Below are 17,024 nucleotides of genomic sequence, written 5' to 3'. Positions count from 1 at the left end.
ATCGGTCGCCACACCCAGGAAATCACCAGCTGACGGACACGCGACGTCATACTGGCCGCGGTGCGACCCACAAACCCACCGACCCGGGAATTTCCTCCCCCTCTGCCATGCTTGGCTCAGGTGACACCGGACGCACCCGATCGAGGAGGCCCCTTGGCAGGCATCACCACCCGCACCATCCACGCGCTGCACGACGTCGAGCAGGGCGGCGTGGTCCCGCCGATCTACACCGCCTCCACCTTCCTCCAGCCCACCGCGGGCGGGGAGGGCGAATACGAGTACCAGCGCGGCGCCAACCCCACCCGCACCGCCCTGGAGCAGACGCTGGCCGCCCTGGAGGGGGCCCGCCACGCCTTCGCCTTCGCCACCGGCATGGCCGCGACCTCCGCGGCGATGGGCCTGCTGCGCACCGGGGACTCGATCATCATGAGCCTGCCCGTCTACGGCGGGAACTACCGCTTCGCGACCATCGAGCTGCCCCAGCGCGGCATCGGGCACCGCTTCGTCACGGACCTGAACGAGCTGACCGACGAGGACTTCGACGACTCCGTGAAGATGGTGTTCATCGAGACCCCGGCCAACCCGACCCTGCGGGTCACCGACATCGCCCGGGTCGCCGAGCTGGCCCACCGCCACGGCGCGTACGTCGTCGTGGACAACACCTTCCTCACCCCGTACCTGCAGCGCCCGCTGGCCCTGGGTGCCGACGTCGTCGTGCAGTCCGCGACCAAGTACCTCGCCGGGCACGGGGACCTGCTCGGCGGCGTCGTGAGCACCGACGACGACGAGATCGCCGCCCGGATGACCCAGTCCCAGCTGGTCTCCGGGGCGGTGCTCTCCCCCATCGACTCCTACCGGCTGCTGCAGGACGTGAAGACCCTCGCGGTGCGGATGGACCGGCAGCAGGACAACGCCCGGAAGGTCATCGCCGCGATGGAAGCGCACCCGGCGGTGGCGAAGGTCCACGTGCCCGGTTCCCACAGCGAGGCCGAAGCCGAGATCCAGGCCCGCCAGGCCGACGGTCCCGGCGCGGTGTTCTCCATGGAGCTGGCCGAGGGCCGGGACGTGCGCGCCTTCCTCGGGGCCCTGCGGGTGTGGGGCTTCGCGGTGAGCCTGGGCGGCATCGAATCCCTGATCTGCCTGCCCGCGCACATGACCCACGGGGCCTACACCGACGAGCACCGCGAGGCCGCCCTGATCCCCGAGCAGCTGCTGCGCGTGGCCGTGGGCATCGAGGACGCCGAAGACCTCATCGCGGATCTCACCCAGGCCCTGGAGGCGGCATGAGCACCGCCCGTCCTCCACGAAGGGGCGGGCACCCGTCAGGGCCGGGAGCCCCCGGTGGGCCGGTGACCCGGCGTCGGGCCCTGGGCCTGGCGGGACTCGCCGGCCTCGGCGCGGTGCTGGCCGCCTGCGGCACCGCCGGCTCCGATGCCGAGGGCTCCTCGAGCGCCTCTGCCGGCTCCGACGACGCCCTGGCCCGGATCCGGAAGGACGGGGTGATCCGCATCGGGATGGAGGGCACCTTCCGCCCCTACGGCTACCACGACTCCTCCGGGAAGCTCGTGGGCTTCGAGAAGGAGATCGCGGACCTGATCGCCGCGGACCTCGGGGTGAGGGCCGAGTACGTGGAGACCCAGTGGGACTCCCTGATCGCCGGGGTGGACGCCGGACGCTACGACATCGTCATCAACAACATCGCCCCGACCGACGAGCGGAAGAAGGCCTTCGACTTCTCCATCCCCTACGCGGTGAGCGAGGGCCGGGTCGGGGTGGCCAAGGACTCCGCCCTGCACTCGGTGGACGAGGTCTCCGGACACTCCGCGGCCCAGACCCTGACCTCCAACTACGGCCAGCAGATGGCCGAGCACGGGGCCCAGATCGTGCCGGTGACCGGCTTCGACGAGGCCGCGATGCTCGTGCACTACGGCCGGGTGGACTGCACCGCCAACGACTTCGTCACCTTCGACGCGTTCTTCCGGGAGCGTCCCGACATCAACGTGCGCCTGCTCGACGGCGTCCTGGGCGATGCCGTGGACTCCGCGATCCTGATGGGCAAGGGACAGACCGCATTGAAGGACGCGATCGACGCATCTCTGCGCCGGCACATCGACGACGGGGACCTCACCCGCATCTACGCGAAGTACGTCTCCCAGGACCTCACTCCCTCCGCCTCCCAGACCAAGGGCTGAACCCATGACCGACCTGCTGAACCTCTGGGGAGAATCCCTGCCCCAGCTGCTCCTGGCCACCCTCAAGGTGACCATTCCGCTGTCCGCCGTCGCCTTCGCGCTGGCCCTGCTGATCGCGGTGCTGGCCACCGCGATGCGGCTGTCCCGCGTGGCCCCGCTGCGCTGGATCTCCGCGGTGTACGTCTGGCTGTTCCGCGGCACCCCGATCCTCGTGCAGCTGTTCATCATCTTCTACGGGTTGCCGGCCATCGGGGTGACCTTCTCCGCGTGGACCTCCGCGATCATCGCCTTCAGCCTGAACACCGGGGCCTACGCCGCGGAGACCCTGCGCGCCGCGGTGCACTCGATCCCCCGCGGGCAGCTCGAGGCCGCCCGCACCCTGAACTACACGGGACCGCAGATGCTGCGCCACGTGATCGCCCCGCAGGCCCTGCGCATCGCCCTGCCCCCGCTGGGCAACGACCTGATCGACCTGGTCAAGGGCACCTCCCTGGTCATGGTCATCACCCTGTCCGACGTCTTCCAGGTGGGCCGTCAGATCGCGGCCACGACCTTCCAGCCGCTGGCCCTGTACACCGAGGTGGCCCTGGTCTACCTGGTGATCTTCACGGTCCTGTCCTGGATCCAGTCCCGCGTGGAGCGGGCCTCCAACCGCTACCTCAGGAGCAGCAATGCTTGAGCTGAAGAACATCGCCAAGTCCTTCTCCGGCCAGACCGTGCTCAGTGGAGTGGACCTGACCCTGCGCGACGGGCAGACCACCGTGGTGCTGGGGCCCTCCGGCTCCGGCAAGTCCACCCTGCTGCGGCTGATGAACCTGCTGGAGATCCCCGACGACGGGACCCTGCGCATCGGGGAGGACGCGGTGGACTTCGATGGGGCCCGCCCGGCCGAGGCCGCGATCCGCCGGATCCGCCGACACTCGGCCATGGTCTTCCAGGACTACCACCTGTTCCCCAACCAGACCGTGCTGACCAACGTCTCCCTGCCGCCGGTGCTCAACGGGAAGCTGAACCGGACGCAGGCCCGCGAGCGCGCCGTCGAGCTGCTGGAGAAGGTCGGCATGGGCGGGCGCCTGGAGGAGTACCCGCAGAACCTCTCCGGCGGTCAGCAGCAGCGCGTGGCGATCGCCCGGGCGCTGGCCGTGGAGCCGGACTACCTGCTCTTCGACGAGCCGACCTCCGCCCTGGACCCGGAGCTGGAGGCCGAGGTCATCAAGGTCATGGTGGAGCTGGCCCGGGAGCGCCGCTCCCTGGTGGTGGTCACCCACAACATCGGCTTCGCCCGGAAGGTCGCGGACCGGATCGTGTTCCTGGCCGACGGCGGCATCGGCTTCGACGGCACCCCGGAGGAGTTCTTCACCTCCGAGTCCGAGCGGGTGCGCCGGTACCTGAACATCTTCGACGCGATCTGAGCGGCGCGGGCCCCGCGTGAGATGCGGGGTTTCTGCTGAGATGCGAGGTTCGTGTTCAGATGCGTCACGGCGTGCGGCATCTCAGCACGAACCCCGCATCTGAGAACGAAACCCGCACCTCAGCGCAGGTGCTTGACCCCCGGGGCGTCAGTACCAGGAGGGCTTGTCGCCGTCGGTGCCGGGCTTGCCCAGTCCCAGGTTCTCCCGGACGTGCTCCTGCGGGTGGGCCGCGAGCTCGGCGACGAAGGCGGCCACGGACTTCCGGGACACCTCGGTGCCCCGGAAGGTCTCTTCCCGGCCGGTCAGCTCGTAGTCGACCTCATCGGCGTCGGTCAGCCAGGCCGGGCGCAGGATGGTCCACTCCAGATCCGAGACCTCCACGGTGTCCGCCGCCCGGCGGAACACCTTCAGCGGCTCCCCGATCATGGACTGGTTCCAGTCGTTGAACGCGGGCGGCAGCTCGTCGTAGATGCCCAGGGCGTCCACGAAGATCAGCCGGGAGACCCCGGCCCGGCCCATCGCCTCCACCAGGATCCCCGCCTGCACGTCCAGGTCCGCGCCCAGGTTCGCGTAGACCACGTCCTGGCCGGCCAGGGCCTCGGCGAGCGCACCCTCGTCCTTCACATCGGCCTCCACCACGCGGGCTCCGGCCGGGGCCTGCACCCGGGAGGCGTCCCGGGCGTACAGGGTCAGCTGGGCGCCTGCGGCGTCGAGCATCGGGATGGCCTGCCGGGCGATCTGCCCCGCGGCTCCCAGCACCAGCACCTTCGTCATCATCGTCTCCTTCTCTCGCTGCGCGTCCACCGGGTCGGGGACCTGATCAGGCCATCTTCTCGTCGAAGAACCCGATGAGCTTCTCCGGGTGCTGCCCGAAGTGGTTGTAGGCGTAGAACCGCTGGTTGGAGTCCTCGATCCAGAACAGCTCCTTGTCCTCCGCGCCCAGGGCCTCGAAGATCTCGCGCCCGTCGCCGTCGGCGTCGATGAGGAAGTCCCGGTGCAGCTGCGCCATGAGGGTCGGCACCTTCACCGCCGGCGCGTGGGGAGCCGGGGTCTCCTCGGCCAGGCGCATGCCGTTGGTCTGCAGCAGCTTCTCGCTCAGCCGCGCCACCGCTTCCCGCGGATCCGCTCCGATGTTGCGCGCGCCCTGCTCCACGAAGGTGCGCCCGGAGACCACGTTGAGCACCGCCAGCGCCTGCACGTCCCGGAACTCCTCCGGCCAGCGGTCCATCGCGATGATCGTGGAGTTCCCGCCCATGCAGCGGCTGAACAGGCCCAGCTTCATCCCCGCGAGGTCCTCGCGGGAGCGGGCGTAGCGCACGGAGCCGACGACGTCGCGCGCCTCCAGCAGACCCAGCCCGGAGAAGCCGCCGTTGCCCTGACCGGACAGCCCGCAGTTGCGCAGATCGTAGGTGAGGATGGTGTACCCGGCCTCGTGCAGGTGCTTCAGCTCCGGCAGGAAGTCCACCTCGAAGCCGCCGAACATCTGGTCGTAGGGGCGAGATGGCCGGGGAAGCCGTAGCGGTTGCAGGTCATCGGGTGGTTGATGATCAGCAGCCGATCCGAATCCGCCGGGATCAGCCAGCCCTCCAGCGGCACCCCGTCCAGGGAGGGGAAGGTGACCTCCTCGAAGGCCATGCCGTAGTCGTCCGGGCGCTTGAGCACCGGGGTGCGCACCCCGGTGGCGAACATCTGCGCGTACTGGTCCACCAGCTGCTCCAGGGTGGCATCGCCCGGCTGCGGGGCCGCGGCGTCGTGCTGCCCGATGTTCTTCTCCGTCATGATCCCTCCAGGGGCTGTGGTTCCTCACGGGGTCGAGCCCGTGCGACCCGGGGTCCAGGTTCTCCGAGACCACTGTCTCGGACGGCTCCGCACCCGGGCAACCCCGTTCCGGGAGATGCCCTCTGGGCGGAAACGGACCCGATGACGACGACGCCGCGGCGAGAGGCGGGCGGTTTCAGCAGCAGCGAGCCCCCGGGTGGGCCTCCTGGTGCTCGGCCAGGCGGCGCCAGTACTCGCGTTCGGTCATCGGCGGATCGGCGAGGCCTGCTCGGCGGTGGTACTCCAGGTAGCCCCGGTACTTGTCCGCCCCGAGCACCCCGGCGGCGAAGCGCACCGGAGCGGACTCGCGCAGCCGCATCAGCAGACCCATCCCGCCGCGGCCCCCGCTCACCGGTCGGCCCCCGCACCGGCATCGGTACCGGCCCCGGAACTGCCCCCGGCACCGCCCCGCGGGCGGGCGGCGTCGAACGCGGCCCATTCCTTCTCCAGTTCCCTCTCCGCGCGGGTTGGGATCAGACCCGCCGGGGCGTACATCCGGGAGGCGACGAACGGGTCGTCGCGGTCCGGGCCCGGCCGGCCGCGCAGCGCCCGGAGGGTGACCGCCACCGAGCAGGCCACCACGATCAGGGTCAGCACCACGAACAGCACGGACAGCGTGCCCTGCACCGCGGTGTTGCGCACCACCGCCGCGATCGCCTCCGGAGTCTTCGCGGTGCCGTACGTCCCGGCACCGGAGTCCAGCGCCTCCCTGGCCGCGGCGTGATTGGCCCAGTAGCCGATCTTCGGGTTGGCCGAGAAGATCTTCTGCCAGGAGCCCACCGTGGTGACCACGACGTCGAAGGCCAGCGGCACCGCGATGATCCACAGGTACCGGGCCCGCCCCTTGTTCGCCGCGATCGCCAGGCACACGGCCAGCCCGATCGCGGCCAGCAGCTGGTTGGCGATGCCGAACAGCGGGTAGAACGTGTTGATCCCGCCCAGCGGGTCCGTGACCCCCAGCAGCAGGATCGACCCCCAACCGGCGACCATCACCGCGGTGCACAGCCACGCCCCGGGCCGCCAGCGGGGATCCTTGAACCGCGGCACCACGTTGCCCAGGGAGTCCTGCAGCATGAAGCGGGCGACCCGGGTTCCGGCGTCCACCGCGGTGAGGATGAACAGGGCCTCGAACATGATCGCGAAGTGGTACCAGAAGCTCATCAGGTCCAGGCTCGGCATCAGCTGGTGCATGATCCCGGCCATGCCCACCGCGAGGGTCGGCGCGCCGCCGGTGCGGGAGACGATCGAGTGCTCCCCGACCGCGTGGGCGGTGCCGTCCAGCAGCTCGGGGGTCACGTGCACCCCCGTCAGGCCGAGGGAGTTCACGAAGGCCACCGCCCCCTCGACGGTGCCGCCGGTGGCCCCGGCCCCGGAGTTCATCGCGAAGTACACGCCGCGGTCCACGGTCAGGGCGGCCACCAGCGCCATGATCGCCACGAAGGACTCCATGAGCATCCCGCCGTAGCCGATGAAGCGGGTCTGGCGCTCCTTCTCCACGAGCTTGGGCGTGGTGCCGGAGGCGATCAGCGCGTGGAAGCCGGACAGCGCCCCGCAGGCGATGGTGACGAACAGGAACGGGAAGAGGGAGCCGGAGAACACGGGGCCGTCGTCGCGGGAGGCGAACTCGGAGAAGGCGGGGACAGAGATCTCCGGGCGCACGAGGATGATCCCCGCGGCCAGCAGCACGATGGTGCCGACCTTCATGAATGTGGAGAGGTAGTCCCGGGGGGCCAGCAGCAGCCAGACCGGCAGGATCGCGGCGATGAAGCCGTAGCCGATGACGCACCAGGCCAGGGTCACCTTATCCAGGGTGAACAGGGCCCGGCCCCACTCCGTGCCCGCGATCCAGCCGCCGGCGATGATCGCGGCCAGCAGCAGGGCGAAGCCGATCAGGGAGATCTCCATGACCTTCCCGGGCCGCAGCCAGCGCAGGTACACCCCCATGAACAGGGCGATGGGGATCGTCATGCCGACGCTGAACACGCCCCACGGGGATTCGGCCAGCGCGTTGACCACGACCAGCGCGAGGATCGCGGTGATGATGATCATGATCGCCAGGGTCGCCAGGATCGCGGCGAACCCCCCGATCGGCCCGAACTCGTCCCGGGCCATCTGCCCGAGGGAGCGCCCGCCGCGGCGCATCGAGAAGTGCAGCACCAGGTAGTCCTGCACGGCCCCGGCGAAGATCACCCCGACGATGATCCAGATGGTCCCCGGCAGGTAGCCCATCTGGGCGGCCAGGACCGGGCCCACCAGCGGACCGGCCCCGGCGATCGCGGCGAAGTGGTGCCCGTAGAGCACCCGCCGGTCCGTGGGCATGTAGTCCCGGCCGTCCTCCTGCGCCTCGGCGGGGGTCGCGCGCCGGTCATCCGGGCGGACCAGCTTGTCCTGGATGTAGGTGGACCAGAAGCGGTAGGCGATGAGGTAGCTGCACACCGCGGCGAAGACGAACCAGATGCCGTTGACGGTCTCCCCGCGCACCAGGGCCAGCATGGTCCACCCGAGCCCGCCGAGCAGCCCGACGCCGACCCACACGGCGATCCGGGCGGGGGTCCACCGGCGGGATTCCGCGGCCAGGACCTCGGGATCGACGTGGTTGGGCGGCTGGTCCTGCGGGGCCCGGTCCTCGGGCGGGGCGGCGGGCGCGGTGGTGCTCATGGGTCTCCGTCGACTCCTCGTGCGGGTGATGTGCCCCACCATTGTGGCACAGACGAGACCCCCGTCACGCCAGACGCAGCACGACCTTCCCGCGGTGCTCCCCGGAGTCGAAGTACTCGTGGGCCTCGCGCACCCGCTCCAGGGGGAACGCCCGGTCCACCATCGGGTCGATGACCCCGGATTCCAGCAGAGGCAGCTCGGTCTCCGAGAGGTCGCTGAGGATCTCCCCCTTGGCCTCCGGGGAGAGCACGCGCAGCGTCGTCGCGGTGATGCTGGCCCGCTTGGACATCAGGGCGGACAGATCCAGCTCGCCCCGCGCCCCGCCCTGCAGCCCGATGATCACCAGGTGTCCGCGCCAGGACAGCGAGTCCACGTTGGCCTGCAGGTACTTCCCGCCGACGACGTCGAGGATCGCCGCAGCCCCGACCCCGCGGGTGGCCTCCCGGACCACCGCGGCGAAGTCCTCGCGGGTGTAGTCGATGACGCGCACGTCCCCGGCCTGGTGGGCGCCGGTGAGCCGGATGGTCTCATCCTGCTGCGCGACGAGCCGGCGGACCCGCTCGGCCTTGTCCCGGCTGCCCACGGTGGTCAGCACCCGGTAGCCGAGGGAGCGGACCAGCTGGATCGCGTGCATCCCGATGCCGCCGGTGCCGCCGTGGATGAGGACGAACTCCTCGTCGTCGTTGGGCCCGTCCGGGCTGAGCCCCTCGGTCACGAACAGGTTGGACCACACGGTCGCGGCGACCTCCGGCAGGGCCGCGGCCTGCACGAAGTCCAGGTCCTCCGGCATCGGCATGACCTGGGCGTGGTGCACGGCGACCTTCTCGGCGTAGCCGCCGCTGTCCAGCAGGGCCATCACCGGGTCCCCGACCTTCAGCCCGTGGTGCCCCTCCGCCTCCCGGCCGATCTCCAGGACCGTGCCGGCCGCCTCCAGCCCGTAGATGTAGGTGGCCCCCGGCGGGATGGGGTAGTTCCCCTGGCGCTGCAGGACGTCGGCGCGGTTGATGCCGGCCGCGTGCACGCGGATCAGGACCTGCTGCGGCCCGCAGGCCGGGTCCGGGATCTCGGTGACCTCCAGGGCCTCGGGGCCGCCGTGGCGGGATTCCACTACTGCTCGCATGGGGATGGGGCTCGCTTTCCGTGACAGCTTTCCAGCGGGGCCGGTAAGATGGGCTACCGCGTCGAGTCGAACCTCCATCCTACTGGCAGGAACCCGGCGCTGACTTGGAAGCTTGTCCGAGCGGCCGAAGGAGCCGGTCTTGAAAACCGGTGTGCGGCGACCCCGCACCGAGGGTTCGAATCCCTCAGCTTCCGCTCTCACTCCCGGCCCGGGGCGCCCCACCGATCACGGACGCGCCCCGGGCCGCGTCCACCCTCAGGCTCCGGCCGTCATGTTCACAATCACCGAGGCGATCGGCATGAACAGGAAGGCCGCCGCGGTATTCAGCGCCACCAGGGGGATGTTGCGCGTCTCCAGGGCCAGGCGCGCCCCGGCCAGCCCCAGCACCAGCGGCCCGACCATCAACATGAACGCCGCCGCACTGGTGGGCCCGGGCGTCAGGCCCACCAGCCACGGCACCGCGATCGTCAGGGCCGTGGCCAGCAGGAACAGGACCAGGGACCACGTCTCGGTGCCGGGCCGCCGAGGCCGCTCCGGACGACGCGGCTCTCCGTCGCGGTGCTTCAGCATGGCCGGCCCCCTTCCATGAACATCCGAAAATATGCCGACCCGCTCATGCGCCCACCGGGCCCAGGATCGCGGCGACCGCCGCCTCGGCGTCGGCCAGGGTCGAAGCGCTGAAAGCCAGCTCCGCGTCGGTCTGCGCGGCGATCGCCGTGCCCCACTGCGCGGAGGACAGCTGCAGACCCAGCACGTAGACCCCGGGCTCCGGGGCGCCGTCGGCCCGGATCAGCCGGTACGGGGAGGCCGTGACGTCGAAGCCGCGCCCAGGCGTCGGCGCCGCGCCGTCCCCGAGACGCAGGGGACACGGCCGGGCCAGCCCGTCCTCGAACAGTCCCCCGATCAGCGGAGAGGTGCTGGCGCGCACGTCGTTGGCCGGGGCGAGGGCCTCGACCATCCATGTGGCCTCCACCGGCTCGTCGCGCACCCACGGGGAGGAGGCCGCGAAGCACCCGGTCTCTGGATCGGTGGAGAACACCGGGTCCGGGCCGAGGAAGCGCAGGATTCCGGCGCGGGCCAGGGCCGCCGTCTGCTGGATCCGCAGCACCGGCGGGCCGGAGGCCAGACCGTCCGTCAGGGCGCCGAAGCTGCGCTCCAGCCCCCGCAGCCAGGATTCCCCCGAGATGCCGCGGTCGCGCACCGCGTGCTTGGCCAGCGCGCGGGCGAGGTTCAGGGAGCCGATGGCCATCTTCAGCGGGCTGTCCTGCGCGGCGAAGGAGGCGGCGACGTCGCGATCCAGGAAGTGCACCAAGGCCGCGGCGTACTCCTCGTGGGAGTCGAAGCTGACCCCGGCGAAGGGGCGCATCAGCCGCTCCGGCCGCAGGATCAGCCGCTCCTGCACCCGCTGCGCGGCGAACCGATCCATCCTGGCCCACCAGGAGCCCTGGTCCGGATCGGTCAGGATCCGCTCCACCTCCCGCAGGAACTCCTGCGGGTCCCCCTGCACGGCGTCGGGGTCGGTGCGCACCAGCGTGCGGTAGTAGTTCCACTGTGCGTCCCGGCGGATCAGCGGCCAGTACTCGGCCTCGAAGTCCACCTCCCGGCCCTGCTCGGCCGCCGCCGCGCGCGTTCGGTCCACGACCTCGCGGGTGAAGAAGCGGTTGTCCACCGACGGCGGGTAGTAGCTGTCCAGCACGGCCTTGGCCCGGTAGGGGGTCCCGCGGCGGGAGGCCACCCAGATCTTCGGCTCCCGGCCGCTGGGCCGGTAGATCAGCCGCTGGGAGTCGGCCGGGTCCTCCTCGAAGACGCCGCCGCGGCCCTCGGTGACCCGGGTCAGCACGTCATGGAAGTTCAGTCCCATCCCGCGCACCAGCACGTTGCGCCCGGCCGGCAGCGCGCCCCAGCGCACATCCGCCGGAACGGCCGGGGGCTGGTAGCGGGCCCCGTGCTGGGCGGCGAACTCCATGAGGTCCTGCTGGTCATCGCGCAGGGTCGCGTCCGTGTGCCCCAGGGCCAGGATCACCGCATCGGCGGAGAGCACGACGCCGTCGCCCAGCTCCACCCGGTACGGCCGATCCGCGCGGGGCCCGGCGGCGGCGACCCGCACCGCCTCCTGGGCGTGGTGGGACACCCCGATCCCGGCGGGCAGCGCGCCCATCAGCCGGGCGTGCACATCCGAGAGGTAGGTCCCGTAGATCTTGCGGGACGGGAACCCGGAGGGTCCCATCGCGCGCAGCTCGGCGACGTCCTCCTCCGACAGCCCGACGACGGCGCGGGACGGGTCCTCGGCCAGCAGCTGTCGCCACCGGGCGAAGGTCAGCCCGGCCACGGCCGGCACGGGCGCGGGCGGGGTCGGCCCCTCGGCGGTGGCCAGGGTCCGGTCGCTGGGCACCACGGTGGGGAAGAACGCGGGGGTGTTCATGAGGTACAGGCGGGACTGGTCCGTGCGCCACACGTGCCCCGCCCCCGGCGGAAAGGGGTCCACCAGGTGCACCTCGGCGGCGAGCTCCGGATGCGCGGCCGCCCGGGCGACGATGCGCTCCAGCGCGGACAGTCCGCGCGGGCCGACTCCGACGATGACGATCCGCTGCTTTCTGGCCATATCCCCAGTCTATCGGGGGCGCGAGCTCAGCACCGGGGGTTTTGACCTGGCTCGCGGGCACTCGGTACGCTGGAAGAGCTGTTCTCCCGGATGCGGTTCCGCCCGACCCCCGGGAGAGCACACGGAGACGTGCCAGAGCGGCCGAATGGACTTCACTGCTAATGAAGGGTCCGGCTAACACCGGACCGGGGGTTCAAATCCCCCCGTCTCCGCCGAAGGGAAGGCCCTCGGATCCCTGTTATAACAGGGATCCGAGGGCCTTCTTCGCGTCCTGGAGGGGCGCGTGATAGCTGATCGATAACATCGGCTGGCTGAGATGCGGCGTTCGTGCTGAGATGCCTCCCGCCGTGCGGCATCCCCAACACGAACCGCGCACCTCAGCACGAACCTCGCACCCGAACGCCGCCCAAGGCCGACGCCGTGCCCGTGCCTCAGAAGGCGGCGAAGGCGGTGAGGCGGGCGTCGGCGCCGTCCAGGGCGGCCCAGTCGGCGTCGAAGGAGAACACCGCCAGGGACGACGGTGGGAAACCGGCGGAGGCGTCCATCACGGCGTCGTAGTCCGAGTCCCGGGAGGCCAGGCGCTCGGTCACCTCCTGCACCGCCGGGTAGTGGGCGATGACCAGCAGGGAGTCCACGGTCTCCGGGACCCGGTTCACCGCCGTCAGCAGCGTGGCGGGGGAGCAGTTGTACAGGCGCTCGTCCAGGCTCGCCGTGGGCGCCTCATCGCCCAGGGCATCGGCGACCCACGTGCAGGTCTGCCGAGTGCGCAGGGCGGCGGAGCACAGGATCATCTCCGGGACCGCGCCGTGCTCCAGCAGCCACCGTCCGGCCGCCGGGGCCTGCTCCCGACCGCGCCGGGTCAGGGGGCGGTCGAAGTCGCCGGTCCCCCACGGCATGTCCGCCTCGGCGTGGCGCATGATCACGAGGGTCTTCGGCAGGGAGGTCGGAGAGCTCATGGCGTCAGTCTAGGGATGATCCCCGCCCGGCGCCCGCGCAGCGCACGCCAGGGAGACGGCGGTGCGAAACCAGGATCAGATGGAGTACTCGGGGGCGGCCCAGACGATGACCTCGGGGTGCTCGTAGAACCGGTAGCCCTGCCCCCGCACGGTGCGCACCGTGTTGGCCAGGCGCCCCAGCTTGGAGCGCAGGCGCCGGATGTGCACATCGATGGTGCGCTCATTGGGGGTCTCCTCGGCGTCGCGCCACAGGGAGCTCAGCAGCTCCTCGCGGTTCACGGTGCGCCGAGAGTTCTCCACCAGGTAGTTCAGCAGCTCGAACTCCTTGTAGGTGAGGTTCAGGACCTCCCCGTCCAGGAAGACCTCGCGGCGGGAGAGGTCGATGAGCACGCCGGCGGGCCGGCTCGGCGAGGATTCGGGGCCCAAGCCCTGCTGCGCGCCGACCTCGGCCTGGTGGCGCGGGGTGGTCGGATCGCCCAGCGCGTCGCGCACCACCTCGAGGTCCGAGCCGTCGGTGCCGGTGGGGGCGATCGCGACGGCGGCGTAGGACTCCGCCTGGGGCACCAGGGTCTGGGCGTAGGCGCGGATGTCCTGGACCATGCGCACCAGGGAGGTGCCGTTCTCCGCCGCAACGTCCTCGTTCAGGCCCACGTACAGCACGAAGCCGCGGGCCTCGTGATCCGTGGCCCCCGGGGCGGCGTTCGAGGCGACGGGGCGCGGCCCGGAGCGCAGGGAGTGGTAGGAGGAGGGTTCGCCGACGGCGCCGCGCCCGCTCACCGGAGCGGCCATCCCGCGCATCCCCCGCGCCGGGACCACGCGGTTGCGCTGGGAGATGTGGACATAACCGGGGGCGCCTGACATCGGAGTCTCGTCTCTTCGTGGGGTCTGCGGGGCGACGGGTCCGCCGTCGGGAGAACCCGTCGCGTCCATCGTCGTCCGAACCCGCACCAGCCGCAAGTAACATGCCCGCAATTATCTCGCATCGTGAGATGGATGTGGGGGATCCGACAGCCTATGCAGCCTCGACGGCACGTGCCGCACACCCGGGGGCACCGGAGCGCAGGGCGTCTCCACCGCGGCAGCTCGGGCTGCGGAGCGGAGCTCCCTCCGCCCTGAGCCCCCCGAGGGGATTCGAGATCACAGCATCGCGAAGCTGTCAAGGGCTCCCGCGATCGTATCCGATTCACCCGCGCCGGGTCAGTCCACGACGCCGTACAGCCGGTCCCCCGCATCCCCCAGCCCGGGGACGATGTAGGCCTTCTCGTTGAGCCGCTCATCCCGCGCCGCGAGCACCAGATCCACGTCCGGCAGATCCGCAACCCCTTCCTCCAGAGCGGCGATGCCCTCCGGGGCGGCGAGGATGCACACACAGGTGATGTGGTCCGCCCCGCGCTGGCGCAGGAAGCGGATGGCCTCGATCAGGGTTCCGCCGGTGGCCAGCATCGGGTCCAGCACGTAGACCTGGCGTCCGGTGAGGTCATCCGGCAGGCGCTCGGCGTAGGTGACGATGTCCAGGGTCTGCTCGTTGCGGGCCATGCCCAGGAACCCGACCTCCGCCGTCGGGATCAGCCGGGTCATCCCCTCGAGCATGCCCAGCCCGGCGCGCAGCACCGGGACGACGAGCGGACGGGGCCGGGAGATGCCCACCCCCCGGGCTTCGGCCACCGGGGTGCGCACGGTGACCGGCTCCACACGGATGCTGCGAGTGGCCTCGTAGGCCAGGAGGGTCACGAGCTCATCCACCAGGGCCCGGAACTGCGGGGAGGAGGTGCGCTCATCGCGCAGGACGGTGACCTTGTGGGAGACGAGCGGGTGGTCCAGGATCGTGACGCGCATGGCCCCACGCTATCGCAGGCGATGCCCGACAATGGTGGAATGGCCAGCCCCCCTCCCCCGGCGCGTCGCGCCCCCATCCCGTCCGAGTCCGAGCGCTGGATGGACGCGGCGCTGCGCGAGGCCCGAGCGGCCCTGGAGACTCACGACGTGCCGATCGGGGCCGTGGTGATCGGTCCGGACGGGAGGATCATCGGCCGGGGGCGCAACCGCCGGGAAGCCGACGCCGATCCGACGGCCCACGCGGAGATCCTCGCGATCCGCGAGGCCGCCCGGGAACTGGGCACCTGGCGTCTGGCGGGGTGCACGCTGGCGGTGACGCTGGAGCCGTGTTCGATGTGCGCGGGCGCGATCGTACTGGCCCGGGTCCCCCGCGTGGTCTTCGGCGCCTGGGATGAGAAGGCCGGCGCCGCAGGCTCCGTCTTCGACGTGCTGCGGGAGCGGCGGCTGAACCACTGGACCGAGGTGCTGCCCGAGGTCCGGGAGGCCGAGTGCGCGGGGCTGCTGCGGGAGTTCTTCGCGGCCCGCCGCCCGGGTGCATAACCTCACAAAGCATTCGGGGCTCCGATCTAGAACTGACCGGTCAGTTCAACTAGAGTGGTGCTCTGCTCGACGACGCGCGCTCGACGCCGGGCGTGCACCGCCACCCATCCCACCCCCACCCTGGAGGCTTCCTCCGCCGTGCTGCACGCCGAGAACATCACCGCCAAGGGGCGCCACGCCCCCCTGATCCAGCGCACCTCCCTGGACGTGGCCCCCGGAGAGCTGCTGCTGCTGCAGGCCTCCGGACAGCTGACCCGCACCGCCCTGGCCCTGGTGCTCACCGGGCGCATGAAACCGGAGTCCGGATCCATCACCTGGAACGAGGAGTCCTCCCGCAAGGCCCTGCGCCGGCACGCGAGCATCGTGGACGCCCCCGAGCTCAACGAGATGGAGAAGCACATGCGGGTGCGCGACTACGTCTCCGAGATGCTCTCCTACATGCCCCACCCCTTCCTGCAGCGTCCCCACTCCGGGCGCTGGCTCGAGGAGAACGGCCTGGCGGATCTGAACAACCTCTGGGACGAGCAGCTCACCGGCGAGCAGCGGATCCGGCTCATGACCGCCCTGGCCCGGCACAACTCCGGGGCGGACCTGCTGGTCTTCGACACCCCCTCCCGCCACGCCCACTACTCCGTCACCTGGATCCCCCGCCTGCTGGAGCTGGCCCAGGACGAGGAGCACCCGCGCGCCGTCATCGCCGTCGTCCCCCACGTCTCGGACAAGTGGTACGGCCCCGTGGCCATCGAGGGGGACCCGCAGGGCGGGCGCGGACCCGACATCGCCGACGAGGAGGAGGGCGGACGCCACCGGCAGCCCGCGGAGGACCCTCTCCCGCCCACCCGGATGCTCTCCCTCGAGGAGCTGTTCGACCTGGAGGCCGCGGCCGAGGAGATCGAACCCGAGGGCGACGACGCCGACCAGACCGCCGAGAACGAGAACTAGGAGAAGACCGTGACGTCCTTACGCCTCGCCCTGACCGAGCTCAAGCGCTTCTCCCACGGCGTGCTGCCCAAGCTGGTCATGCTCGCCGTGACCCTCGTGCCCCTGCTGTACGGCGGGGTGTACCTGTACTCCAACTGGAATCCGTACGGTCGGGTGGACAACGTCTCGGCCGCCCTCGTGCAGTCCGATCGCGGCGCCACCGACGAGTCCGGCAAGCATGTGAACACCGGCGAGGACGTCGCGAAGGAGCTCAAGGACGCCGGCAACTTCGACTGGCAGGACGTGAGCACCCGACAGGAGGCCGTGGACAAGGTGGAGAAGGGCGAGCTCGGCTTCGCCCTCGTCATCCCCTCGGACTTCTCCCAGAAGCTGCTGTCCACCTCCCGGTTCCAGCCGGATGAGAACGGCAAGACGGGCGAGGTGGATCCCCAGAAGGCCGGCCTGGAGATCATCACCAACGACGCGAACAACTACCTGCTGACCAACATCGTGGAGAAGGCGGGCACCTCGGTGCGCGACACCGTCGCCAGCCAGGTCGGCGACGAGACCGCCAACCAGCTGCTGGCCAGCTTCACCGACATCCACGGCCAGCTGGTCGAGGCCCGGGACGGGTCCCAGAAGGTCACCGATGGGACCGTGCAGCTGGGCAGCGCCATCGATCGCCTCAAGGGCGGCACCTCGGACCTGGTCAGCGGCTCCCAGCGGCTCAACAGCGGCGCGCACCAGCTGCACGACGCCGAGAACCAGCTGGTGGACGGGCAGCGGCAGGGTCTGGACGGGGCCCAGCAGCTCGATGACGGGGCCCAGCAGCTGGATTCCGCGACGGGGCAGCTGGCCGACGGCACCGGGCAGCTGCGCAGCGGCGCCGGGCAGCTGAAGGACGGCACCCAGCAGCTGGCCGACGGCTCCGGCCAGCTCAAGGACGGCACGGCCACCCTCGCGCAGGGC

The 17,024-nt window shown here is 71.0% G+C and carries 18 protein-coding genes and 2 tRNA genes; 9 read left to right on the top strand and 11 right to left on the bottom strand.

Going from position 1 to position 17,024, the window contains the following annotated elements; all coding sequences use genetic code 11:
- The first annotated feature begins 153 nt into the window (after positions 1 to 153).
- Genes KKR01S_RS03500 through KKR01S_RS03485 form a run of 4 tightly spaced genes read left to right on the top strand, consistent with a single transcriptional unit; the run spans position 154 to position 3,604 of the window.
- Positions 154 to 1,287 carry a trans-sulfuration enzyme family protein gene (locus KKR01S_RS03500; protein ID WP_058730760.1) on the top strand — a complete coding sequence of 378 codons (1,134 nt, stop codon included), beginning with the start codon at positions 154 to 156 and terminating at the stop codon, positions 1,285 to 1,287.
- Positions 1,284 to 2,192 (top strand): transporter substrate-binding domain-containing protein, encoded by a 909-nt coding sequence (locus KKR01S_RS03495; protein WP_081101523.1) that lies wholly within the window; start codon positions 1,284 to 1,286, stop codon positions 2,190 to 2,192. The genes KKR01S_RS03500 and KKR01S_RS03495 overlap by 4 nt, the downstream gene beginning before the upstream one ends.
- A gap of 4 nt (positions 2,193 to 2,196) precedes the next feature.
- Positions 2,197 to 2,871: an amino acid ABC transporter permease gene (locus tag KKR01S_RS03490; RefSeq protein ID WP_058730758.1), complete on the top strand. Its 675-nt coding sequence runs from the start codon at positions 2,197 to 2,199 to the stop codon at positions 2,869 to 2,871.
- Positions 2,864 to 3,604 (top strand): amino acid ABC transporter ATP-binding protein, encoded by a 741-nt coding sequence (locus tag KKR01S_RS03485; RefSeq protein ID WP_058730757.1) that lies wholly within the window; start codon positions 2,864 to 2,866, stop codon positions 3,602 to 3,604. Before KKR01S_RS03490 ends, KKR01S_RS03485 begins: the two co-directional genes overlap by 8 nt.
- A 147-nt stretch (positions 3,605 to 3,751) precedes the next feature.
- Here the strand turns inward: KKR01S_RS03485 and KKR01S_RS03480 are convergent, their stop codons facing one another.
- The 6 genes from KKR01S_RS03480 to KKR01S_RS03460 all read right to left on the bottom strand — a co-directional run bounded on the left by KKR01S_RS03480 (position 3,752) and on the right by KKR01S_RS03460 (position 9,200).
- Positions 3,752 to 4,378 carry an NAD(P)H-binding protein gene (locus tag KKR01S_RS03480; RefSeq protein WP_061225301.1) on the bottom strand — a complete coding sequence of 209 codons (627 nt, stop codon included), beginning with the start codon at positions 4,376 to 4,378 and terminating at the stop codon, positions 3,752 to 3,754.
- Positions 4,379 to 4,424: 46 nt separating this feature from the next.
- Positions 4,425 to 5,087 (bottom strand): alpha/beta hydrolase family protein, encoded by a 663-nt coding sequence (locus KKR01S_RS03475; RefSeq protein WP_196826085.1) that lies wholly within the window; start codon positions 5,085 to 5,087, stop codon positions 4,425 to 4,427.
- Complete coding sequence (locus tag KKR01S_RS11120) at positions 5,048 to 5,383, bottom strand: hypothetical protein (protein WP_196826086.1); 336 nt, start codon at positions 5,381 to 5,383, stop codon at positions 5,048 to 5,050. The genes KKR01S_RS03475 and KKR01S_RS11120 overlap by 40 nt, the downstream gene beginning before the upstream one ends.
- A 175-nt stretch (positions 5,384 to 5,558) precedes the next feature.
- Positions 5,559 to 5,774 (bottom strand): CstA-like transporter-associated (seleno)protein, encoded by a 216-nt coding sequence (locus KKR01S_RS03470; protein WP_311197649.1) that lies wholly within the window; start codon positions 5,772 to 5,774, stop codon positions 5,559 to 5,561.
- On the bottom strand, positions 5,771 to 8,080 hold the full coding sequence (locus KKR01S_RS03465) for a carbon starvation CstA family protein (RefSeq protein WP_081101522.1): 2,310 nt from the start codon (positions 8,078 to 8,080) through the stop codon (positions 5,771 to 5,773). Before KKR01S_RS03465 ends, KKR01S_RS03470 begins: the two co-directional genes overlap by 4 nt.
- A gap of 64 nt (positions 8,081 to 8,144) precedes the next feature.
- Complete coding sequence (locus KKR01S_RS03460; RefSeq protein WP_061225300.1) at positions 8,145 to 9,200, bottom strand: NAD(P)H-quinone oxidoreductase; 1,056 nt, start codon at positions 9,198 to 9,200, stop codon at positions 8,145 to 8,147.
- Positions 9,201 to 9,306: 106 nt separating this feature from the next.
- On the opposite strand from KKR01S_RS03460, the gene KKR01S_RS03455 reads away from it, so the two are divergent.
- Positions 9,307 to 9,394 (top strand) — tRNA-Ser (locus tag KKR01S_RS03455).
- Positions 9,395 to 9,455: 61 nt separating this feature from the next.
- Here KKR01S_RS03455 and KKR01S_RS03450 read toward each other — a convergent pair.
- Both KKR01S_RS03450 and KKR01S_RS03445 read right to left on the bottom strand, forming a co-directional pair.
- Complete coding sequence (locus KKR01S_RS03450; RefSeq protein ID WP_058730753.1) at positions 9,456 to 9,770, bottom strand: hypothetical protein; 315 nt, start codon at positions 9,768 to 9,770, stop codon at positions 9,456 to 9,458.
- A 43-nt stretch (positions 9,771 to 9,813) separates the two neighbouring features.
- Positions 9,814 to 11,802, bottom strand: coding sequence for an FAD/NAD(P)-binding protein (locus tag KKR01S_RS03445; RefSeq protein ID WP_061225299.1), 1,989 nt, complete (start codon positions 11,800 to 11,802; stop codon positions 9,814 to 9,816).
- Between the two features lie 123 nt (positions 11,803 to 11,925).
- Here KKR01S_RS03445 and KKR01S_RS03440 point away from each other — a divergent pair.
- Positions 11,926 to 12,014 (top strand) — tRNA-Ser (locus KKR01S_RS03440).
- Positions 12,015 to 12,233: 219 nt separating this feature from the next.
- Here the strand turns inward: KKR01S_RS03440 and KKR01S_RS03435 are convergent.
- The 3 genes from KKR01S_RS03435 to upp all read right to left on the bottom strand — a co-directional run bounded on the left by KKR01S_RS03435 (position 12,234) and on the right by upp (position 14,594).
- Entirely contained in the window at positions 12,234 to 12,758 is a 525-nt protein-coding gene (locus KKR01S_RS03435; RefSeq protein ID WP_058730751.1) for a SixA phosphatase family protein, read from the bottom strand.
- A gap of 75 nt (positions 12,759 to 12,833) precedes the next feature.
- Positions 12,834 to 13,619 carry a winged helix-turn-helix domain-containing protein gene (locus KKR01S_RS03430; protein ID WP_061225298.1) on the bottom strand — a complete coding sequence of 262 codons (786 nt, stop codon included), beginning with the start codon at positions 13,617 to 13,619 and terminating at the stop codon, positions 12,834 to 12,836.
- Positions 13,620 to 13,955: 336 nt separating this feature from the next.
- Entirely contained in the window at positions 13,956 to 14,594 is a 639-nt protein-coding gene (gene upp / locus KKR01S_RS03425; protein ID WP_058730749.1) for a uracil phosphoribosyltransferase, read from the bottom strand.
- A 39-nt stretch (positions 14,595 to 14,633) separates the two neighbouring features.
- Here upp and tadA point away from each other — a divergent pair, with 39 nt between their 5' ends.
- The 3 genes from tadA to KKR01S_RS03410 form a co-directional block, all read left to right on the top strand.
- Entirely contained in the window at positions 14,634 to 15,134 is a 501-nt protein-coding gene (gene tadA, locus KKR01S_RS03420) for a tRNA adenosine(34) deaminase TadA (protein WP_061225297.1), read from the top strand.
- Positions 15,135 to 15,272: 138 nt separating this feature from the next.
- Positions 15,273 to 16,076 (top strand): P-loop NTPase family protein, encoded by an 804-nt coding sequence (locus tag KKR01S_RS03415; RefSeq protein WP_058730747.1) that lies wholly within the window; start codon positions 15,273 to 15,275, stop codon positions 16,074 to 16,076.
- A 9-nt stretch (positions 16,077 to 16,085) separates the two neighbouring features.
- Positions 16,086 to 17,024: YhgE/Pip domain-containing protein (locus KKR01S_RS03410; RefSeq protein WP_131800577.1), on the top strand; the 939-nt coding region annotated here is incomplete at its 3' end.

It is taken from the genome of Rothia kristinae NBRC 15354 (assembly GCF_001570865.1).
GTDB classification, from domain to species: Bacteria; Actinomycetota; Actinomycetes; order Actinomycetales; family Micrococcaceae; genus Rothia; species Rothia kristinae.
This window is presented reverse-complemented; position numbering and strand designations above follow the sequence as displayed.

What these genes read in the sequence shown, in the direction of transcription:
- KKR01S_RS03495 (WP_081101523.1), top strand. Translation starts at nt 1,284, where the DNA reads ATGAGCACCGCCCGTCCTCCACGAAGGGGCGGGCACCCGTCAGGGCCG.
- KKR01S_RS03490 (WP_058730758.1), top strand. Translation starts at nt 2,197, where the DNA reads ATGACCGACCTGCTGAACCTCTGGGGAGAATCCCTGCCCCAGCTGCTC.
- KKR01S_RS03485 (WP_058730757.1), top strand. Translation starts at nt 2,864, where the DNA reads ATGCTTGAGCTGAAGAACATCGCCAAGTCCTTCTCCGGCCAGACCGTG.
- KKR01S_RS03480 (WP_061225301.1), bottom strand. Translation starts at nt 4,378, where the DNA reads ATGACGAAGGTGCTGGTGCTGGGAGCCGCGGGGCAGATCGCCCGGCAG.
- KKR01S_RS03475 (WP_196826085.1), bottom strand. Translation starts at nt 5,087, where the DNA reads ATGTTCGGCGGCTTCGAGGTGGACTTCCTGCCGGAGCTGAAGCACCTG.
- KKR01S_RS11120 (WP_196826086.1), bottom strand. Translation starts at nt 5,383, where the DNA reads ATGACGGAGAAGAACATCGGGCAGCACGACGCCGCGGCCCCGCAGCCG.
- KKR01S_RS03465 (WP_081101522.1), bottom strand. Translation starts at nt 8,080, where the DNA reads ATGAGCACCACCGCGCCCGCCGCCCCGCCCGAGGACCGGGCCCCGCAG.
- KKR01S_RS03460 (WP_061225300.1), bottom strand. Translation starts at nt 9,200, where the DNA reads ATGCGAGCAGTAGTGGAATCCCGCCACGGCGGCCCCGAGGCCCTGGAG.
- KKR01S_RS03450 (WP_058730753.1), bottom strand. Translation starts at nt 9,770, where the DNA reads ATGCTGAAGCACCGCGACGGAGAGCCGCGTCGTCCGGAGCGGCCTCGG.
- KKR01S_RS03445 (WP_061225299.1), bottom strand. Translation starts at nt 11,802, where the DNA reads ATGGCCAGAAAGCAGCGGATCGTCATCGTCGGAGTCGGCCCGCGCGGA.
- KKR01S_RS03435 (WP_058730751.1), bottom strand. Translation starts at nt 12,758, where the DNA reads ATGAGCTCTCCGACCTCCCTGCCGAAGACCCTCGTGATCATGCGCCAC.
- KKR01S_RS03430 (WP_061225298.1), bottom strand. Translation starts at nt 13,619, where the DNA reads ATGTCAGGCGCCCCCGGTTATGTCCACATCTCCCAGCGCAACCGCGTG.
- upp (WP_058730749.1), bottom strand. Translation starts at nt 14,594, where the DNA reads ATGCGCGTCACGATCCTGGACCACCCGCTCGTCTCCCACAAGGTCACC.
- tadA (WP_061225297.1), top strand. Translation starts at nt 14,634, where the DNA reads ATGGCCAGCCCCCCTCCCCCGGCGCGTCGCGCCCCCATCCCGTCCGAG.